The organism is Tepidimonas fonticaldi (assembly GCF_007556755.1).
In the GTDB taxonomy this organism is placed as follows: Bacteria; Pseudomonadota; Gammaproteobacteria; order Burkholderiales; family Burkholderiaceae_C; genus Tepidimonas; species Tepidimonas fonticaldi.
Window position 1 is genome coordinate 49,209 of the sequence record NZ_VJOO01000002.1, and the last position, 19,286, is coordinate 68,494.

Sequence of the window (19,286 nt, forward strand, 5' to 3'; positions counted from 1 at the left end):
CGCCTCAGAAGACCGCGCGCACGGCCTGGATACACAGCGTCATCAGTCCCCCGGGCAGCAAGCCCAGGATCAGGACCAACGCCCCGTTGACGGACAACACCGCGCGCACCTGCAGCGGTGCCTGGATCGGTGCGGTCTGCGCCGGCGCATCGAAATACATCACCTTGACCACGCGCAGGTAGTAGAACGCGCCGACCAGCGACGCCAGCACGGCAAACACCGCCAGTCCGACGTAGAGCCCGCCCCCCGCCGCCAGCAGCGCCTGCAGCACGGCCAGCTTGGCGTAGAAGCCAACCAGCGGCGGCACCCCCGCCAGCGAGAACATGCACGCCGCCAGCACCCCGGCATACAGCGGGCTGCGCTGGTTGAGTCCGGCGAAGTCGGCAATCTCCTCCGACTCGAAACCTTCGCGCGCCAGCAGCAGCATCACGCCAAAGGTCGCCAGCGTCGTCAGCACGTAGGTCACGACATAGAACATAGCGGCGCCGAACGCCCCGCCCATGCCGGTGCGGTCCCCGCCGACCACGCCGCCGACCAGCGCCAACAGCATGAAGCCCATCTGCGCGATGGTGGAAAACGCCAGCATCCGCTTGAAGTTGCGCTGCGCCACCGCCGCCAGGTTGCCCACCAGCAGCGACGCCACGGCCAGGAAGGCCAGCATCTGCTGCCAATCGACCGCCACCGCGGGCAGGCCCTCGGCCAGCAGCCGCACCAGGATGGCAAACGCGGCCAGCTTCGGCGCACCGCCGATCAACAGCGTGATCGACGTGGGCGCGCCGTGGTAGATGTCCGGCACCCACATGTGGAAAGGCACCACGCCCAGCTTGAACGCCAGCCCCGCCACCACGAACACCACGCCCAGCATCAGCACCTGCGGCTGCGCCACCCCCGCCTCGACGGCACGCGCCACATCGGCAATGCCCAGGCTGCCCGTGGCGCCATACACCAGCGACAGACCGTAGAGCAAAAAGCCGCTGGCCAGCGCGCCGAGCACGAAGTACTTCATCGCCGCTTCGGTGGCCCGCACATCGTCGCGCCGCAACGCCACCAGCGCATAGCTGGAGAGCGTCAACAGCTCCAGGCCCAGATAGATCACCAGGAAGTGGTGGCCGCTGATCATGATGAACATGCCCAGCAGCGCAAACATGGACAGCGTGAACAGCTCGCCACCGCGCAGCATGTCGCGCGCCCCCGCGTAGGGCCGCGCATAGACCAGCGTCACCATCAGCGCCACGGTGGCAAAGCACTTCAGCCACGCGGCCATGGGGTCGCTGACGATCATCCCGCCAAAGCCCGTGAGGGTCTGCCCGCTCAGGGCCAGATAGCCCTCCAGCACCGCGACCACGGCCAGCGTGAGCTGCGTGAGGCGGAACGTCGCATCGCGCAGCGGGGTATCGACGAACAGATCGAAAAGGGCGATCACACACGCCATCCCGAGCAACAGCAGCTCGGGGGTGGCCGTGGCCCAGCTGACAGCATCAAACATGTGACGAACGCTTTCTCGAATGGTTGGCCAGCACGGTCAGCCCAACTTGGACACGGCCACGTGCTGGAGAAGCTGCTGCACCGCCGGATCCATCGCGTCGGTGAACGGCTTGGGGTGGATACCGAAGTACAGCACCATGATCGCCAGCAGGGCCAGCATCAGAAACTCGCGCGCGTTGATGTCCTTCAGGGCCTTGACGTGCTCATGCACGGGCGCGCCCATGTAGACCCGCTTGAACATCCACAGGGAGTAGGCGGCCCCGAAGATCAGCGACGTCGCCGCCAGCAGCCCGACCCAGAAATTGGCCTTGACCGCCGCCAGGATCACCATCCACTCGCCGACGAATCCGGCCGTGCCCGGCAGGCCGGCGTTGGCCATCACGAACAGCAGGGCGAAGGCCCCAAAGGCCGGCATGGTGTTGAGCACGCCGCCATAGTCCTTGATCTCGCGCGAATGCACCCGGTCGTACAACACGCCGATGCACAGGAACATCGCCGCCGACACGAAGCCGTGGGCGATCATCTGCACGATGGCGCCCGACAGCCCCAGATCGTTGAAGACGAAAAAGCCCAGCGTCACGAAGCCCATGTGCGCCACCGACGAATAGGCCACGAGTTTCTTCATGTCCTGCTGCACCATCGCCACCAGGCCGACGTAGATGACCGCGACCAGGGACAGCGCGATCATCAGACCCGCCCACTGGTGGGCAGCATCCGGCGTGATCGGCAGCGAAAAGCGCAGGAAGCCGTAGGCGCCGAGCTTGAGCATGATCGCCGCCAGCACGGCCGAGCCGCCGGTGGGCGCCTCGACGTGCACGTCCGGCAGCCAGGTGTGCACCGGCCACATCGGCACCTTGACCGCAAACGCCGCCAGGAAGGCAAAGAACAGCGCCGTCTGCACACCACCGGCCAGCGGCAGCTTGTGCCAAGTCGCCAGATCGAAACTGCCGCCCGAGGCGTTGTACAGATACACCAACGCCACCAGCATCAGCAGCGAACCCAGCAGCGTGTAAAGGAAGAACTTGAACGCCGCGTAAATCTTGTTCGGCCCGCCCCAGATGCCAATGATGATGTACATCGGGATCAGCGTCGCCTCGAAGAAGATGTAGAACAGCATCGCATCCAGCGACGCAAACACCCCGATCATCAGGCCGGACAGGATCAGGAACGCCCCCATGTACTGGTTCACGCGCTCGGTGATCACCTCCCAGCCCGCGATCACGACGACAACCGTGATGAAAGCCGTCAACAGGATCAGCCAGAGCGAAATCCCGTCCACCCCCAGGTGGTAGTGGACATTGAAGCGCTCGATCCACGGCGCCTTCTCGACGAACTGCATCGCGGCGGAGCCGACCTCGAAGCCCGTGTAGAGCGGCACGGTCACGGCCAGCCCCAACAGCGCGCCGACGAGCGCCAGCCAGCGCACCGCGTTGGCGTGCTCATCGCGACCGATCGCGAGCAGCACGACGCCAAAAAAGATCGGCGTCCAAATCGCAAGGCTCAACAAACCCATGCTGTCGTTCTCCTTATTTGGCGAGCCAGACGAAATAGGTCATGAAGGCCAGGACGCCAAGAATCATCACGAAGGCGTAGTGGTACAGGTAGCCGGTCTGCACACGGCGCACCAGTCCCGCGACCGCCCCGACGACCTTCCAGCTCAGATTGACGATCCCGGCCTCGATCACGCCGCGATCGCCCCCCTTCCACAAGCCGACCCCGATGCCGCGCGCCGCGCGCGCGATCACGTTCTCGTTGATCCAGTCCATGTAGTACTTGTTTTCCAGCACCACCACCAGCGGCCGCAGCGCCTGCGCGATGCGGCCGGGCAGCTCGGGCCGCACCATATACAGGTACCAGGCCGACACCGCCCCGGCCAGCGCCAGGTAGAACGGCGGCGTGCTGAAGGCGTGCAGCGCCATCGCCAGCGGGCCGTGGAAGATCTCCGCGAACTTGGCCATCGCCGGGTGCTTGTCGGCGTGCACCTCGATCGAGGCGGCGAGGAACTCGCCGAACAGCATCGGCTGGATGGTCAAGTAACCGATCACCACCGACGGCACCGCCAGCAGCAGCAGCGGCGCGGTCACCACCCACGGCGACTCGTGCGGCTTGCCGTCGCCGTGGTCGTCATGGTCACCATGGTGGCCATGGTGCGCGTCCGGGTTCTGGTCGTAGCGCTCGGCGCCGTGGAAGACCAGGAAGTACACGCGGAACGAGTAGAACGCCGTCACGAACACCCCGGCCAGCACGGCGAAATACGCGAAGCCCGAGGCCGGCAGGTTGCTGAAATGCACCGCCTCGATGATCGCGTCCTTGGAGTAGAAGCCGGAGAACAGCGGCGTGCCGATGAGCGCCAGCGTGCCGAGCAGGAAGGTGATCCAGGTGATCGGCATGTACTTGCGCACGCCGCCCATCCAGCGAATGTCCTGGTTGTGGTGCATGCCGATGATGACCGAGCCGGCCGCCAGGAACAGCAGCGCCTTGAAGAACGCGTGCGTCATCAGGTGGAACACCGCCACCGAGTAAGCCGACGCGCCCAGCGCCACCGTCATGTAGCCCAGCTGCGACAGCGTCGAGTACGCCACCACGCGCTTGATGTCGTTCTGGATGATGCCGAGGAACCCCATGAACAGCGCGGTGATGGCGCCGATGACGAGGATGAAGTTCAGCGCCGCATCCGACAGCTCGTAGATCGGCGACATGCGCGCGACCATGAAGATGCCGGCCGTCACCATCGTCGCGGCGTGGATCAGCGCCGAGATCGGCGTGGGGCCTTCCATCGAATCCGGCAGCCAGACGTGCAGCGGGAACTGGGCGCTCTTGCCCATCGCGCCGATGAACAGGCAGATGCCGATCACCGTCACCAGCATCGCCTCCTGCCCGAAGACATACCACGGGAACTCGATCGTCGCGAGCTTGGGCGCCTGGTCGAAGATCTCGTTGTAGTTCAGCGTGCCGGTGTAGGCCGCCAGCAACCCGATGCCGAGGATGAAGCCGAAGTCGCCGACCCGGTTGACGAGGAAGGCCTTCATGTTGGCGAAGATGGCCGTCGGCTTGTTGAACCAGAAGCCGATCAGCAGGTACGACACCAGGCCCACCGCCTCCCAGCCGAAGAACAGCTGCAGCAGGTTGTTGCTCATGACCAGCATGAGCATCGAGAAGGTGAACAGCGAGATGTAGGCGAAGAAGCGGTTGTAGCCCGGGTCGTCCTCCATGTAGCCGATGGTGTAGATGTGCACCATCAGCGACACGAAGGTCACCACGCACATCATCATCGCGGTCAGGCCGTCGACCAGGAAGCCGACCTCCATCTTCAGGCCGCCGATGACCATCCACTCGTAGATCGTCTGCTCGAAGTAGGCGCCGTCCAGCGCCACGCGCTTGAGCGTGATCGCCGAGAGGATGAACGAAACCAGCACACCCAGAATGGTCAAGCTGTGCGACCAGCGCCGGCCGATCCAGTTGCCGCCAAACTTCGTGCCCAGAATGCCGGCGGCGGCCGCCCCGATCAACGGGGCCAGCGGCACGGCCAGCAGCATGCTTGCAGAGAGTGTCGTCATGGTGAGGGTCGCGTGGTATCCGGGATGCGCCTCAACCCTTGAGGGTGTTGAGCGTCTCGACGTCGATCGACGACTTGTTGCGGAACAGCAGCACCAGGATCGCCAGGCCAATGGCCGACTCCGCCGCTGCCACGGTCAGGATGAAGAACACGAACACCTGCCCGTGCAGATCGCCCAGGTAGTGCGCAAACGCGACGAAGTTGGTGTTGACGGCCAGCAGCATCAGCTCGATGGCCATCAGCAGCACGATCAGGTTCTTGCGGTTGAGGAAGATGCCCACCACCGACAGCGCGAACAGAATCGCGCCCACCGACAGAAAGTGCCCGACCCCGAGGGATCCGAGTGCGTTCATGCTTGCTCCTCCTTGGCGGCCTCGGGCGCGGCCGTGCGCGTCGCGGGCACGTTGAGCACCTGCAGGCGGTCGGCGGCCTTCACGCGCACCTGCACCCCCGGATCGACGGTCTTGGTGTCTTTGCGCCTGCGCAGGGTCAAGGCGATGGCGGCGATCATCGCCACCAGCAGGATGACGGCCGCCGCCTGGATCGGATACAGATACTCGCTGTAGAGCAGGCGCCCCAGCTCGTAGGTGTTGCGGTGGTCCGCCGCATGCATGGCCCCGGTGACCGACGGGCTGGCCGTGGCGGTGGGGAAGCCGGCCCACAGCACCGCGATCAGCTCGACGCTGACCAGCGCCCCCAGCACCAGTGCCAGCGGCAGGTGTTTCCAGAAGCCGGCGCGCAAGGCATCGACATTGATGTCGAGCATCATCACGACGAAGAGGAACAGCACCATCACCGCGCCGAGGTACACGAGCACCAGCGCGATGCCCAGGAACTCGGCCTTGAGCAGCAGCCACAGCGCCGCCGCCTGCGAGAAGGCCAGCATCAGATACAGCACCGCATGCACCGGGTTGCGCGCCGTGATGACGCGAAACCCGGCAAACAGCAGCACCGCCGAGAAGAAGTAGAAGAAACCGGAGACGAAGTCCATGATGTGCTCGTGCGGTGGCGGTGATCAGCGGTACTTCGCGTCGGCCGCCTTGGCCGCCGCGATCTCCTTCTCGTAGCGATCACCGACGGCCAGCAGCATGTCCTTCGTGAAGTACAGGTCGCCGCGCTTCTCGCCGTGGTATTCGAAGATGTGCGTCTCGACGATCGCATCGACCGGGCAAGCCTCTTCGCAAAAGCCGCAGAAGATGCACTTGGTCAGGTCGATGTCGTAGCGCGTCGTGCGGCGGGTGCCGTCCTCGCGCTGGGCCGATTCGATGGTGATGGCCATCGCGGGGCAGACCGCTTCGCACAGTTTGCATGCGATGCAGCGCTCTTCGCCGTTCTCATAACGGCGCTGCGCGTGCAGCCCGCGAAAGCGCGGCGACAGCGGGGTTTTTTCCTCGGGGAACTGCACCGTGACCTTGCGGCGCAGCGCGTAGCGGCCGGTCAGGGCCATGCCCTTGAACAGCTCGACGAGCAAAAAACTCTTGAAGAAATCTTTGAGCGAGAACGGAGCGACGGCGGTGGCGGACATGGGGCGGCCCTCCTTCACTTCCAGGGATTCCACGACGTCTGCATCACGGCGCCCACCAGCAGCAGCCAGATCAGCGTCACCGGGATGAAGATCTTCCAGCCCAGACGCATGATCTGGTCGTAGCGGAAGCGCGGGAACGTGGCCCGGATCCAGATGAACATGGACACGACGACGGTGGTCTTCAGGCCCAGCCAGACCCAGCCCGGAATGGCGTTGAAGACGGCGCTGTCGATGGGCGGCAGCCACCCCCCCAGGAACATCAGCACCGCCAGGATCGACACCAGCCACATACTGGCGTACTCGGCCAGGAAGAAGATCGCGAAGCCCATGCCGGAGTACTCGACCATGTGACCGGCCACGATCTCGGCCTCGCCCTCGACGACGTCGAACGGGTGGCGGTTGGTCTCGGCCACCGCCGAGATCAGGTAGACCATGAAAATGGGCAGCAGCGGCAGCCAGTTCCACGACAGGAAGTTCAGCCCCATGTCGGCGGCCACGCCGCGCGACTGCGAAGCGACGATCTCCGACAGATTCAGGCTGCCGGCGGTCATCACGACGACGAGGAAGCAAAAGCCGATCGCGATCTCGTAGCTGACCATCTGCGCCGAGGCGCGCAGCGCGCCCAGGAAGGCGTACTTGGAGTTGGACGCCCAGCCGGCGATGATGACGCCATAGACCTCGATGGACGTGATGGCCAGAATCACCAGCAGGCCGGCGTTGACGTTGGCCAGCACGACGTCCGGCCCGAATGGAATGGCCACCCACGCGGCCAGCGCCGGCATGATGGCCATGATCGGCCCCAGGCGGAACAACCCACCGTTGGCCGCCGTGGGGCGGATCAATTCCTTGGTCAGCAGCTTGAGGGCGTCGGCGATGGGCTGCAGCAAGCCGAACGGCCCGACGCGGTTGGGCCCAAGGCGCACCTGCATGAAACCGAGCAGCCGCCGCTCCCACCACGTCAGGTAGGCCACCAGCAGCATCAGCGGGGCCAGCAGCACGACGATCTTGAGCAGGATCCAGATCACCGGCCAGCCGGCTTGCGTCCACCACGCCGCCGTGCTGAGGTGGAGCCCTCCTTGGTAGATCGCGTCGATCATGCGCACACTCCTTCAGCGGCGGCCCGGGCCGCACGGCCGTCCGCCGTCGCCTGCAGCGCGGGCGCGCGCCGCACCAGCGCATCCAACTGGTAGATGGCGGCCACACAGGGCTCGCCCGCGGCCGGCGTCAGGTCGATGCCCGAAACCGTGACGCGGTTGTTCAGCCGTTCGGCCGGCACGAACTCGCCGTGGGCCACGCCGGGCAGCGCCTGCGCCAGCACCTCCTGCGAGGACGTCTGCTCGAAGCCGGGCAGCCCCAGCAGATTGCCCAGCACGCGCAGCACCTTCCAACCGGGGCGGGTCTCGCCCAGCGGCTTGACCACGGCCTGGAAGCTTTGCAGCCGCCCCTCGGCATTGACGAACGAGCCGGAGGTCTCGGTGAACGGCGCCACCGGCAACAGCACATCGCTGATGTCGAGGTTGGTTTTGAACGGACTGAGCGTCACGACCAGCTCGGCGTCGGCCAGCGCGGCACCGTCGCCCGCGGTGTCGGCGCCCGGCTCCACGCCCAGCAGCACGGCGGCCTTGAGCGCGCCGCCCAGCATGCGCTGCGCATCCAGCCCGCCCTCGCCCGGCAACACGCCGACGAGCTGGGCCCCCACGGTGTTGGCCGCCTCGGTCAGGTAGCCCCAGCGGGCACCGGTCTGCTCCGCCACCCACTGCGCCAGGGCCAGCAGCGAGGCCGCGCGGGCATGGTGTGCCGCGGCATTGCCCAACAGCACGGCCTTGCGCTCGCCGCCAAGCAGCGACTGCGCGACGGCCCGGGCGGCGTCGTCGACGGCGACGCCTTCCGCCCCCGCGGGGACGGCGACGCCCTTGGCTTCGGCCACCGCAGCGGCGACGCCGGCCAAGGCGGCGACCCAGTCGGCAGCCGGTGCGGTCAGCACGCGGTGCACGGGCATCGCCCAATCGACGGCCCCCGCCACCAGCGCCGACACCTGGGCCCCTTTGCGGGCCGCCTGCCGAATGCGCTGCGCGAACAGCGGATGGTCCTTGCGCAGGTTGGAGCCGACGACGAACACCCGCTCCAGCGTGGACAGATCGGCAATCGGCAGACCCAGCCAGCGGGCCTGCCCCGCCGGCGCCGCGTGGTCGAACGCGGCCGCGCGCAGCCGGTGGTCCAGGTTGGGGCTGCCCAACCCGGCCATCAGGGCACGCGCCAGGGCCAGTTCCTCGACGGTGGCGTGGGGGCTGGCCAGCAGGCCGATCGCGCCCGCGCCGTGCTGCTCACGCACGCCCTTCAGGCCGTTGGCGACGTATTCCAGCGCGGTCGGCCAGCCCACCGTGCGCCATTCGCCGCCCTGTTTGATCATGGGCTGCGTCAGACGGTCCGGCCCGTTGAGCGCCTCGTAGCTGAAGCGGTCGCGGTCGGCGATCCAGCACTCGTTGACGGCTTCGTTTTCCAGCGGCACGACGCGCAGCACGCGGTCACCCTTGACCTGCACGACCAGATTGGCACCAGTGGAGTCGTGCGGGCTGATGCTCTTGCGCCGCGACAGCTCCCAGGTACGCGCGGCGTAGCGGAACGGCTTGCTGGTCAGCGCACCCACCGGGCACAGATCGATCATGTTGCCCGACAGCTCGGAGTCCACCGTCTGGCCGACGAAGGTCTCGATCTCGGAGTGTTCGCCGCGGTGGCTCATGCCGAGCTCCATGACGCCGGCGATCTCCTGCCCGAAGCGCACGCAGCGGGTGCAGTGGATGCAGCGGCTCATCTCCTCCATCGAGATCAGCGGCCCGACGTTCTTGTGGAAGACGATGCGCTTTTCTTCCTCGTAACGCGAGTGCGTGCCGCCGTAGCCCACCGCCAGGTCCTGCAACTGGCACTCGCCGCCCTGGTCACAGATCGGGCAGTCCAGCGGGTGGTTGATGAGCAAAAACTCCATCACCGCCTTCTGCGCCTTGATGGCCTTTTCGCTCTTGGTGCGCACGACCATGCCCATGGTCACCGGCGTGGCGCAGGCGGGCATGGGCTTGGGCGCCTTCTCCACATCGACCAGGCACATGCGGCAGTTGGCCGCGATGGACAGCTTCTTGTGGTAGCAGAAGTGCGGCACGTAGACGCCCGCCTTTTCGGCCGCATGCATGACCATGCTGCCGGGCGGGACCTCCACCTTCTTGCCGTCGAGTTCGATTTCAACCATGGAGGCGCTCACTTCAGACGTAGGCCGGGACCATGCAGGTCTTGTGTTCGACGTGGTGGACGAACTCGTGGCGGAAGTGTTTGATCATCCCGCGCACCGGCATCGCCGCCGCGTCGCCCAGCGCACAGATCGTGCGGCCCATGATGTTTTCGGCCACGTTGTCGAGCAGGTCGAGATCGCTGGGGCGACCCTGACCGTTCTCGATGCGATCGACCACCCGCCACAGCCAGCCCGTGCCCTCGCGGCAGGGCGTGCACTGGCCGCAGGACTCGTGCATGTAGAAGTAGCTCAGCCGCTGCAGCGACTTGACCATGCAGCGCGTGTCGTCCATCACGATGACCGCGCCCGACCCCAGCATGGAGCCCGCTTTGGCGATGGAGTCGTAGTCCATCGTGCAGTCCATCATGATCGAAGCGGGCAGCACCGGCGCCGAGGACCCGCCCGGAATCACCGCCTTGAGCTGACGCCCCGCGCGCACGCCGCCCGCCAGCTCCAGCAGCTTGGCAAACGGTGTGCCCAGGGGGATTTCGTAGTTGCCGGGCCGCTCGACGTCCCCGCTGACCGAGAAGATCTTGGTGCCGCCGTTGTTGGGCTTGCCAACCTCCAGGTAGGCCTGACCGCCGTTGCGGATGATCCAGGGCACCGCGGCGAACGTCTCGGTGTTGTTGATGGTGGTCGGCTTGCCGTACAGGCCAAAGCTGGCCGGAAACGGCGGCTTGAAGCGCGGCTGGCCTTTCTTGCCCTCCAGCGACTCGAGCAGCGCGGTCTCCTCGCCGCAGATGTAGGCGCCGAATCCGTGGTGGGCGTGGAGCTGGAAGCTGAAGCCGCTGCCCAGGATGTTGTCGCCCAGGTAGCCGGCGGCACGGGCCTCTTCCAGCGCGGCCTCGAAGCGCTCGTAGACCTGGAAGATCTCGCCGTGGATGTAGTTGTAGCCGACCGAGATGCCCATGGCATACGCCGCAATCGCCATGCCCTCGATGACGATGTGCGGGTTGTGCATCAGGATGTCGCGGTCCTTGCAGGTGCCGGGTTCACCCTCGTCCGAATTGCACACGAGGTACTTTTGGCCCGGAAACTGGCGCGGCATGAAGCTCCACTTCAGGCCGGTGGGGAAGCCCGCGCCACCGCGCCCGCGCAGGGCGCTGGCCTTGACCTCGGCGATCACCTGATCGGGCGTCAAACCCTCGCCGCCGTCCTTGCCCAGGATGCGGCGCAGCGCCTGGTAGCCGCCGCGCGCCTCGTAATCCTTCAGGCGCCAGTTGGTGCCGTCCAGGCCCGCGTAGATCTGCGGCTGGATGTGGCGGCCGTGGAAACAGGTCTGCACCCCGGTCGCCGAAAACTGCTGCAGGAGTTGGTGGACGTTCATGCCTGGCCCTCCGCAGCCGTGGCGCGCAAACCATCGACCAGCTGGTCGAGCCGCTCGGTCGTCATGAAGCTGCACATGTGGCGGTCATTGACCAGCATCACCGGCGCATCGGCACAGGCCCCCAGGCACTCACAGGGCTGCAGGGTGAAGGTGCCGTCGGCGGTGGTCTCGCCCGGGCGGATGCCCAGCTTGTCGGCCAGATACTGCAGTGCCTTGGCGCCGTCGCGCAACTGGCACGGCAGATTGGTGCAGACGTTGAGCTTGAAGCGCCCGACCGGCTGCTGGTTGTACATGTTGTAGAAGGTCGTGACCTCGTGCACGGCGATCGGCGCCATGCCCAGGTAGTCGGCCACGGCCCGCTCGGCGGCCGGGCTGACCCAACCCTGCTCCTGCTGCACGATGGCCAGACACGCCATCACCGCCGACTGGCGCTGATCGGCCGGGTATTTGGCGACTTCGCGCGCGAACCGGGCCAGCGTCGCCTCGGACAGCACCATCGGCTCGACGGTGCGGGATTCGGTGCTCATCGGTCGATCTCTCCAAACACGATGTCCATGGTGCCGATGATGGCGACGGCGTCGGCCAGCATGTGACCGCGCGCCATCTCGTCAAGGCAGGACAGATGGGCAAAGCCCGGCGCGCGGATCTTCAGGCGGTAAGGCTTGTTGGCGCCGTCGCTGACCAGGTAGATGCCGAACTCGCCCTTGGGGTGCTCGACCGCCGCGTAGGCTTCACCTTCGGGGACGTGGAAGCCTTCGGTGAAGAGCTTGAAGTGGTGGATCAGCTCTTCCATGTGGGTCTTCATCGCCTCGCGCTTGGGCGGCGCGACCTTGGTGTTGTCGGTGATGACCGGGCCCGGGTTGGCGCGCAGCCAGTCCACACACTGTTTGATGATGCGGTTGGACTGGCGCATCTCCTCCATGCGCACGAGGTAGCGGTCGTAGGTGTCGCCCGTCTTGCCCACGGGGATGTCGAAGTCCAGCCGGTCGTACACCTCGTAGGGCTGCTTTTTGCGCAGATCCCAGGCGATGCCGGAGCCGCGCAACATGGGGCCGGTCATGCCCATGGCCAGCGCCTTCTCGGGCGGGACCACGCCGATGCCAACGGTGCGCTGCTTCCAGATGCGGTTGTCGGTCAGCAGCGTGTGGTACTCCTCCAAATATTTGGGGAAGCGCTGCGTGAAGTCGTCGATGAAGTCCAGCAGCGAGCCCTGGCGGTTCTGGTTGAGCTCCTCCAGCGCCCGCGCGTTGCGGATCTTGCTGACCTTGTACTGCGGCATCGTGTCCGGCAGGTCGCGGTAGACCCCGCCCGGGCGGAAATAGGCCGCGTGCATGCGCGCGCCGGACACCGCCTCGTACATGTCGAACAGGTCCTCGCGCTCACGGAAGCAGTACAGCAGGATGGTGGAGCTGCCGCAGTCGTTGCCATGCGAACCCAGCCACATCAGGTGGTTGAGCAACCGGGTGATCTCCGAGAACATCACGCGGATGTACTGCGCGCGGATCGGCACCTCGATGCCCAGCAGCTTTTCGATCGCGAGGCAGTAGGCGTGCTCGTTGCACATCATCGAGACGTAGTCCAACCGATCCATGTACGGCAGCGACTGGATGAACGTCTTGTGCTCGGCGAGCTTTTCGGTGGCGCGGTGCAGCAAACCGATGTGCGGGTCGGCGCGCTGCACGACCTCGCCGTCGAGCTCCAGCACCAGACGCAGCACGCCGTGCGCGGCCGGGTGCTGCGGACCGAAGTTCAGGGTGTAGTTCTTGATGTCAGCCATGACGGATCTACCCTCGGGGCGCGCGGCCCGTCAGTGCAGCCCCCCGTACGCGTCTTCGCGGATGATGCGCGGGGTGATCTCGCGCGGCTCGATCGTGACCGGCTCGTAGATGACGCGCCGCCGCTCGGGGTCGTAGCGCATCTCGACGTGGCCGGACAGGGGGAAGTCCTTGCGGAACGGGTGGCCGATGAAGCCGTAGTCGGTGAGGATGCGGCGCAGATCCGCGTGCCCCTCGAACACGATGCCGAACAGGTCAAAGGCCTCGCGCTCGTACCAGTTGGCCGAGGGCCAGACCGACGTGACGGAGTCGATGACCGGAAAGTCGTCGTCGGGGCAGAAGGTGCGCACCCGCACGCGCTGGTTCAGACTGACCGACAGCAGGTGGGACACGACGGCAAAGCGCGGCCCTTCCCACGCGCCGTCGCGGTAGGTCGAATAATCCACGCCGCACAGGTCGAGCAGTTGTTCGAAGCGGCAACCCGGGGCATCGCGCAGGGTCTGCATGGCCTCGAGGTACTGCGACGCCGGCACCACCACGGTCACCTCGCCGCGGGACAGGGTCACGCTCTGGGCCCGCTCGCCCAGGGCGGCGGCCACGGCATCGCGCACCGCCTCGTCCGCCGGGCGGACGGTTTGGGAAGCGAGCGCCGCCCAGCCGGCGGCTTGCATCGTCGAGGTCATCGATACTCCTCCTCAGGCACCGCGCGGGGCCTGCCCGTCAGACACGGGCAATGGTGTTGGTGCGGCGGATCTTGTGCTGCAACTGGATGATCCCGTACAGCAGCGCCTCGGCCGTCGGGGGGCAGCCGGGCACATACACATCGACGGGCACGATGCGGTCGCAGCCGCGCACCACCGAGTAGCTGTAGTGGTAGTAGCCGCCGCCATTGGCGCACGACCCCATGGACAGCACCCAGCGCGGCTCGGCCATCTGGTCGTACACCTTGCGCAGCGCAGGCGCCATCTTGTTGCACAGCGTGCCGGCGACGATCATCAGGTCGGACTGCCGGGGGCTGGCGCGAAACACCTCGGCGCCGAAGCGGGCGATGTCGTAGCGCGCCGTCGCGGCGTGCATCATCTCCACCGCGCAGCACGCCAGCCCGAACGTCATCGGCCACAGCGATCCGGTCTTGGCCCAATTCACCACGGCGTCGTAGCTGGTGGTGAAAAAGCCTTCTTTGAACACGCCTTCGATCATCTGTCGCTCCCAGGTATTGCCTGCCGTTTCGCCCGCCGTGCTGCCTTTCGCGCCGACTCACTCCCAGTCGAGCGCGCCCTTCTTCCACTCGTAGACGAAACCCACCACGAGGATCATCAGGAACATCACGCCCGCCCAAAAGCCCGTCACGCCGATGTCGGCAAACGCCACCGCCCAGGGAATCAAAAAGGCGATTTCCAGATCGAACAGGATGAACAGGATGGCCACGAGGTAATAGCGCACATCGAACTTCATGCGCGCGTCCTCGAAGGCCTCGAAGCCGCATTCGTAGGGGGAGTTTTTCTCGGGATCCGGACGATTGGGGCCGAGCAGGTAGCCAAATACCTGCGGGAGTACCCCGACACCCAAGCCCACCAGAATGAACAGAAATACGGGAAGGTACTGCTCAAGGCTCACGGGCGTCTCCGGAAAAAAGCGCCCTGCGGGCGCTTCATCGGTATCTGGATTGGTGCCGACGGCGAGACTCGAACTCGCACAGCTTTCGCCACTACCCCCTCAAGATAGCGTGTCTACCAATTCCACCACGTCGGCAATGGGGCATCGTCGAGCGCTGGATTTGGCTGCACCACTCCAGCTGCGAACCGTGCATCGACGATGTCAGGGATTGTACCCGGAAAAGTTCCCCTTTCCGGGGCACGGGGGCGCGGCGGCCCGCGACTGCGGCCTCACTGACCGGGAATCTGCGCAGCGCCCCCTGCCGGCGGCTGCGCCGGGGCGGCACCCGAAGCGCCGGGGGCGGCCGGCGCGGCCGGTGCCAGCGGGACGGCCGGCACGCTTTCGAGCACGCTGCCGGCGCCGGCAGCCTTGGGGCGCTGATAGCCCATGAAGGCCAGCGCCAGCGTCGAGGCAAGGAAGACCGTCGCCAGCACGGCCGTGCTGCGCGACAGGAAATTGGCGCCACCCGACGCACCGAACAGGCTGGCCGACGCCCCGCCCCCGAACGCCGCGCCAGCATCGGCGCCTTTGCCGTGCTGCACCAGCACCAGACCGATCATGGCCAGCGCGGACAGCACCTGCACCACCATCAACAACGTGAACAGCACGTTCATGAACACTCCTGAAAGTTGACAAGCAATCTGATCGGTGCGCCCCGCTCAGGGCGCCGCCGCGATGATGTGGAGGAACTCATGGGCCTTGAGCGAGGCGCTGCCGATGAGTCCCCCGTCGATGTCGGGCTGGGCCAGCAGCGCGGCCGCGTTGCCCGCGTTCATGCTGCCGCCGTAGAGGATGCGCACCCGCCGGTCACTGGAGGCCGCCGCCCGCAGCTGCGCGCGCAGCACGGCGTGCACCGCCTGGGCCTGCTCCGGCGTAGCGGTGCGCCCCGTGCCGATGGCCCACACCGGCTCGTAGGCAACCACGATTTCGGTGACGCAATGGCCCACGGCATGGATGACCGCGGCGAGCTGGCGCTTGACGACCAGTTCGGTGTCGCCCTGCGCGCGCTGGGCCTCGGTCTCGCCGACGCACACGATGGGGGTGATGCCGCAGGCCAGCGCCCGCTGCGCCTTGCGGGCCACGGTCTCGTCCGTCTCGCCATGGTACTGGCGCCGCTCGGAATGGCCGACGATGACCCAGCGGCAGCCGAAGTCGCGCAGCATCGTCGCGCTCACCTCGCCGGTGTAGGGGCCGGCCTCGTGCGCGGAGACGTCCTGCGCTCCCCAGGTCACAGGGCCGCCGGCGCACAACGCCTGCGCCTGCGCCAGATACGGCGCCGGCACGCACACGGCCACATCGGCGCGCGCACCGGCCGCCAACCCGTCGCGCAACGCGCGCAGCAGCGCGTCGTTGTCGGCCAGGTTGCCGTGCATTTTCCAGTTGCCCGCGATCAGCTTGCGCACCCCAATCCTCCTGCGCGGCGTCAGGCCGCGGCACCCGACCAGTCGAGCACGATCTTGCCGATGTGCTGGTTGCTCTCCATGAGGGCATGGGCGTGCGCCGCCTGCCCGGCCGGAAAGACGCGGTGCACCACCGGGCGGATGGCCCCGCGTTCGATGAGCGGCCAGACGTGCTGGCGCAGTTCGCGCGCGATGGCGGCCTTGAACGCGACCGACCGCGGACGCAGGGTGGAGCCGGTGATGGTCAGGCGCCGGCGCAGCACCTTGCCCGCGTCGAAGGCCGCCTCGGTGCCGCCCTGCACCGCGATGATGACCAGCCGCCCGTCCTCGGCCAGACAGTCGATCTCCCGCGCGACGTAGGGGCCCGCGACCATGTCGAGGATCACATCGACGCCCCGCCCGCCCGTCAGCCGCGCCACCTCGGCCACGAAGTCCTGGCTGCGGTAGAGGATGGCGTGGTCGGCACCCAGGCGCACGCAGGCCTCGGCCTTTTCGGCCGAGCCGACCGTCACCAGCACGCGCGCGCCCATGGCGCGCGCCATCTGGATGGCGGTCACGCCGATACCGCTGGAGCCCCCCTGCACCAGCAGGGTCTCACCGGCCTGCAGGCGGCCACGGTCGAAGACGTTGCTCCAGACGGTGAAGAAGGTTTCCGGAATGCCCGCGGCCTCGACATCGCTCCAGCCGCGCGGGACGGGCAGGCACTGGCCGATCGGGGCGACGCAATACTCCGCGTAGCCCCCGCCGGCCACCAGCGCACAAACGCGATCGCCGATGCGCAGGCCCGCGGCCTCCATCGCCTCGACATCGCCGCTGTCGATGACGCCCGCCACCTCCAGCCCCGGCAGATCGGGCGCGCCGGGCGGCGGGGCGTACTGGCCACGCCGCTGCAGCACATCGGGCCGGTTGACGCCCGAGGCGCTGACGCGGATGCGCACCTCGCCCTCGCCTGCCTCCGGGCGCGGACGCTGCACCAGGCGCAGCACGTCCGGCGCCCCGTAGGCGGAAATCTCGATCGCGTGCATCAGCGGGGCCACGGGACACCTCCTGCCGGCCAAACCCGGCTCACTGCTGTTGCTGCTGCTGGGCGGCCGACTCGCCACGGTCCAGCAGGGCCTTCATCGACAGCTTGATGCGGCCCTTGTCGTCGGTCTCCAGCACCTTGACCTTGACGATCTGACCTTCCTGCAGGAAGTCCGACACCTTCTCGACGCGCTGGTGCGCGATCTGGCTGATATGCAGCAGACCGTCCTTGCCGGGCAGGATGTTGACCAGGGCGCCAAAGTCCAGGATCTTGGTCACCGGGCCTTCGTAGATCTGACCGACCTCCACCTCGGCGGTGATCTCCTCGATGCGGCGGCGCGCCTCGGCCGCGCGATCGGCGTCGGTGGAGGCGATGGTGATGGTGCCGTCCTCGGCGATGTCGATCGTCGTGCCGGTCTCTTCGGTCAGCGCGCGGATGGTGGCGCCGCCCTTGCCGATCACGTCGCGGATCTTCTCCGGGTTGATCTTCATGGTGTACAGGCGCGGCGCGTAGGCCGAAATGTCCTCGCGCGCGCCGGCGATGGCGCCTTGCATCTTGTCCAGGATGTGCAGGCGCGCCTCCTTGGCCTGCGCCAGCGCCACCTGCATGATCTCCTTGGTGATGCCCTGGATCTTGATGTCCATCTGCAGCGCCGTGACGCCCTGCGTGGTGCCGGCGACCTTGAAGTCCATGTCGCCCAGGTGGTCCTCGTCACCCAGGATGTCGGTCAGCACCGCGAACTTGTTGCCTTCCTTGATCAGGCCCATGGCGATGCCGGCCACGTGCGCCTTCATCGGCACGCCGGCGTCCATCAGCGCCAGACACCCGCCGCAGACGGTGGCCATCGACGAGGAGCCGTTCGACTCGGTCACCTCGGAGACGACGCGGATGGTGTACGGGAACTCGTCCTTGCTCGGCAGGCAGGCCACCAGCGCCCGCTTGGCCAGACGGCCGTGGCCGATCTCGCGCCGCTTCGGCGCACCGACCCGCCCCGTCTCGCCGGTGGCGAACGGCGGCATGTTGTAGTGCAGCATGAAGCGGTCCTGGTACTCGCCCGACAGCGCGTCGATGATCTGCGCGTCGCGCTCGGTGCCCAGGGTGGCGATCACCAGCGCCTGCGTCTCGCCGCGCGTGAACAGCGCCGAGCCGTGCGTGCGCGGCAGCACGCCGGTGCGGATCTCGATCGGGCGCACGGTGCGCGTGTCGCGGCCGTCGATGCGCGGCTCGCCGTTCAGGATCTGCTGGCGCACGATGCGCGCCTCGATCTCGAACAGCAGGCCGTCGACCTTGACCTCGTCGAACGCCATGCCCTGCTCCGTCAGGCCCGCCTTGACGGCGGCATAGGCCTCGCGGCAGGCCTGGGTGCGCGCCTGCTTGTTGCGGATCTGATAGGCGGCGCGCAGCCGCTCCTCGCCCAGCTCGGTGACCTTGGCGATCAGCGCCTCGTCGCGCGCCGGCGGCTGCCAGTTCCAGGCCGGCTTGCCGGCCGCGCGCACCAGGTCGTTGATGGCGGCGATCGCGATGTTGCCCTGCTCGTGGCCGAAGACGACCGCGCCCAGCATCACTTCTTCGGTCAGCTGGTCGGCTTCCGACTCCACCATCAGCACCGCCGACTCGGTGCCCGCCACGACCAGATCCAGGCGCGAATTGGCCTTGTCCGCCGGGCTGGGGTTGAGCACGTACTCGCCGTTGATGTAGCCGACGCGCGCGGCGCCGATCGGGCCGTTGAACGGGATGCCGCTGATGGCCAGCGCGGCGCTGGAGGCGATCATCGCCGGGATGTCGGCATCGACGTCCGGGTTGAGCGACAGCGTGTGGACGACGATCTGCACCTCGTTGAAGAAGCCGTCCGGAAACAGCGGCCGGATGGGGCGGTCGATCAGGCGGCTGGTCAGCGTCTCGTACTCGCTCGGGCGGCCCTCGCGCTTGAAGAAGCTGCCGGGGATCTTGCCGGCGGCGTAGGCCTTCTCGACGTAGTCCACCGTCAGCGGGAAGAAGTCCTGGCCCGGCTTGGCCTCGGGACGGGCGACGACGGTGGCCAGCACGACGGTGCCGTCCATGTCGAGCAGCACGGCGCCGGTGGCCTGGCGGGCGATCTCGCCGGTTTCCATCGTGACCGTGTGGCGGCCCCATTGGAAGGTCTTGGTGTGTTTCTGAAACAGGCTCATGGATGCAACTCCTGGAGAGGATGGCCGCCAGCGTCAGAACACGATGCCATTCCAGCGCGGCCCCGAACGACGGGACGGCAGTGGAATGAC

18 protein-coding genes and 1 tRNA gene are annotated in these 19,286 nt (G+C 67.0%); all 19 read right to left on the reverse strand.

The features are described 5' to 3' along the window. Positions 1 to 4 precede the first annotated feature (4 nt). The 19 genes from nuoN to pnp all read right to left on the reverse strand — a co-directional run bounded on the left by nuoN (position 5) and on the right by pnp (position 19,196). Complete coding sequence (nuoN, locus tag Tfont_RS01365; protein WP_143968177.1) at positions 5 to 1,486, reverse strand: NADH-quinone oxidoreductase subunit NuoN; 1,482 nt, start codon at positions 1,484 to 1,486, stop codon at positions 5 to 7. 36 nt (positions 1,487 to 1,522) lie between these two features. Further along, positions 1,523 to 2,998 carry an NADH-quinone oxidoreductase subunit M gene (locus tag Tfont_RS01370; RefSeq protein ID WP_143968178.1) on the reverse strand — a complete coding sequence of 492 codons (1,476 nt, stop codon included), beginning with the start codon at positions 2,996 to 2,998 and terminating at the stop codon, positions 1,523 to 1,525. A gap of 13 nt (positions 2,999 to 3,011) precedes the next feature. Further along, positions 3,012 to 5,042: an NADH-quinone oxidoreductase subunit L gene (gene nuoL, locus Tfont_RS01375; RefSeq protein WP_260682228.1), complete on the reverse strand. Its 2,031-nt coding sequence runs from the start codon at positions 5,040 to 5,042 to the stop codon at positions 3,012 to 3,014. Positions 5,043 to 5,073: 31 nt separating this feature from the next. Next, positions 5,074 to 5,394 carry an NADH-quinone oxidoreductase subunit NuoK gene (gene nuoK / locus Tfont_RS01380; RefSeq protein WP_068609181.1) on the reverse strand — a complete coding sequence of 107 codons (321 nt, stop codon included), beginning with the start codon at positions 5,392 to 5,394 and terminating at the stop codon, positions 5,074 to 5,076. Next, positions 5,391 to 6,032, reverse strand: coding sequence for an NADH-quinone oxidoreductase subunit J (locus Tfont_RS01385; protein ID WP_068609179.1), 642 nt, complete (start codon positions 6,030 to 6,032; stop codon positions 5,391 to 5,393). The genes nuoK and Tfont_RS01385 overlap by 4 nt, the downstream gene beginning before the upstream one ends. Positions 6,033 to 6,056: 24 nt before the next feature. Further along, positions 6,057 to 6,566: an NADH-quinone oxidoreductase subunit NuoI gene (nuoI, locus tag Tfont_RS01390; RefSeq protein ID WP_068609894.1), complete on the reverse strand. Its 510-nt coding sequence runs from the start codon at positions 6,564 to 6,566 to the stop codon at positions 6,057 to 6,059. A 14-nt stretch (positions 6,567 to 6,580) separates the two neighbouring features. Next, on the reverse strand, positions 6,581 to 7,663 hold the full coding sequence (gene nuoH, locus Tfont_RS01395) for an NADH-quinone oxidoreductase subunit NuoH (protein ID WP_068609892.1): 1,083 nt from the start codon (positions 7,661 to 7,663) through the stop codon (positions 6,581 to 6,583). Next, the gene (gene nuoG, locus Tfont_RS01400) at positions 7,660 to 9,807 is read right to left on the reverse strand and encodes an NADH-quinone oxidoreductase subunit NuoG (protein WP_143968179.1); all 2,148 of its coding nucleotides are present in this window, start codon (positions 9,805 to 9,807) and stop codon (positions 7,660 to 7,662) included. The genes nuoH and nuoG overlap by 4 nt, the downstream gene beginning before the upstream one ends. 13 nt (positions 9,808 to 9,820) lie before the next feature. Beyond that, a complete protein-coding gene (gene nuoF, locus Tfont_RS01405) occupies positions 9,821 to 11,173 on the reverse strand; it encodes an NADH-quinone oxidoreductase subunit NuoF (RefSeq protein ID WP_143968180.1) in 1,353 nt (450 codons plus the stop codon). Next, positions 11,170 to 11,700, reverse strand: coding sequence for an NADH-quinone oxidoreductase subunit NuoE (gene nuoE, locus Tfont_RS01410; RefSeq protein ID WP_068609176.1), 531 nt, complete (start codon positions 11,698 to 11,700; stop codon positions 11,170 to 11,172). The genes nuoF and nuoE overlap by 4 nt, the downstream gene beginning before the upstream one ends. After that, positions 11,697 to 12,950 carry an NADH-quinone oxidoreductase subunit D gene (locus tag Tfont_RS01415; protein ID WP_068609174.1) on the reverse strand — a complete coding sequence of 418 codons (1,254 nt, stop codon included), beginning with the start codon at positions 12,948 to 12,950 and terminating at the stop codon, positions 11,697 to 11,699. The genes nuoE and Tfont_RS01415 overlap by 4 nt, the downstream gene beginning before the upstream one ends. A gap of 30 nt (positions 12,951 to 12,980) precedes the next feature. After that, positions 12,981 to 13,619 (reverse strand): NADH-quinone oxidoreductase subunit C, encoded by a 639-nt coding sequence (locus tag Tfont_RS01420; RefSeq protein ID WP_068609172.1) that lies wholly within the window; start codon positions 13,617 to 13,619, stop codon positions 12,981 to 12,983. A 49-nt stretch (positions 13,620 to 13,668) separates the two neighbouring features. After that, on the reverse strand, positions 13,669 to 14,148 hold the full coding sequence (locus Tfont_RS01425) for a NuoB/complex I 20 kDa subunit family protein (RefSeq protein ID WP_068609170.1): 480 nt from the start codon (positions 14,146 to 14,148) through the stop codon (positions 13,669 to 13,671). Between the two features lie 57 nt (positions 14,149 to 14,205). Continuing rightward, the gene (locus tag Tfont_RS01430; protein ID WP_143968181.1) at positions 14,206 to 14,565 is read right to left on the reverse strand and encodes an NADH-quinone oxidoreductase subunit A; all 360 of its coding nucleotides are present in this window, start codon (positions 14,563 to 14,565) and stop codon (positions 14,206 to 14,208) included. A 50-nt stretch (positions 14,566 to 14,615) separates the two neighbouring features. Continuing rightward, positions 14,616 to 14,700: transfer RNA gene (locus tag Tfont_RS01435), tRNA-Leu, on the reverse strand. A 134-nt stretch (positions 14,701 to 14,834) separates the two neighbouring features. After that, positions 14,835 to 15,218 (reverse strand): preprotein translocase subunit SecG, encoded by a 384-nt coding sequence (secG, locus tag Tfont_RS01440; RefSeq protein WP_068609168.1) that lies wholly within the window; start codon positions 15,216 to 15,218, stop codon positions 14,835 to 14,837. A gap of 45 nt (positions 15,219 to 15,263) precedes the next feature. Further along, positions 15,264 to 16,013, reverse strand: a complete 750-nt coding sequence (gene tpiA / locus Tfont_RS01445) for a triose-phosphate isomerase (RefSeq protein WP_082955455.1) — start codon at positions 16,011 to 16,013, stop codon at positions 15,264 to 15,266. A 14-nt stretch (positions 16,014 to 16,027) separates the two neighbouring features. Further along, entirely contained in the window at positions 16,028 to 17,029 is a 1,002-nt protein-coding gene (locus tag Tfont_RS01450; protein WP_068609886.1) for an NAD(P)H-quinone oxidoreductase, read from the reverse strand. 40 nt (positions 17,030 to 17,069) lie between these two features. Beyond that, positions 17,070 to 19,196, reverse strand: a complete 2,127-nt coding sequence (gene pnp / locus Tfont_RS01455; protein ID WP_068609166.1) for a polyribonucleotide nucleotidyltransferase — start codon at positions 19,194 to 19,196, stop codon at positions 17,070 to 17,072. Positions 19,197 to 19,286: the final 90 nt, after the last annotated feature.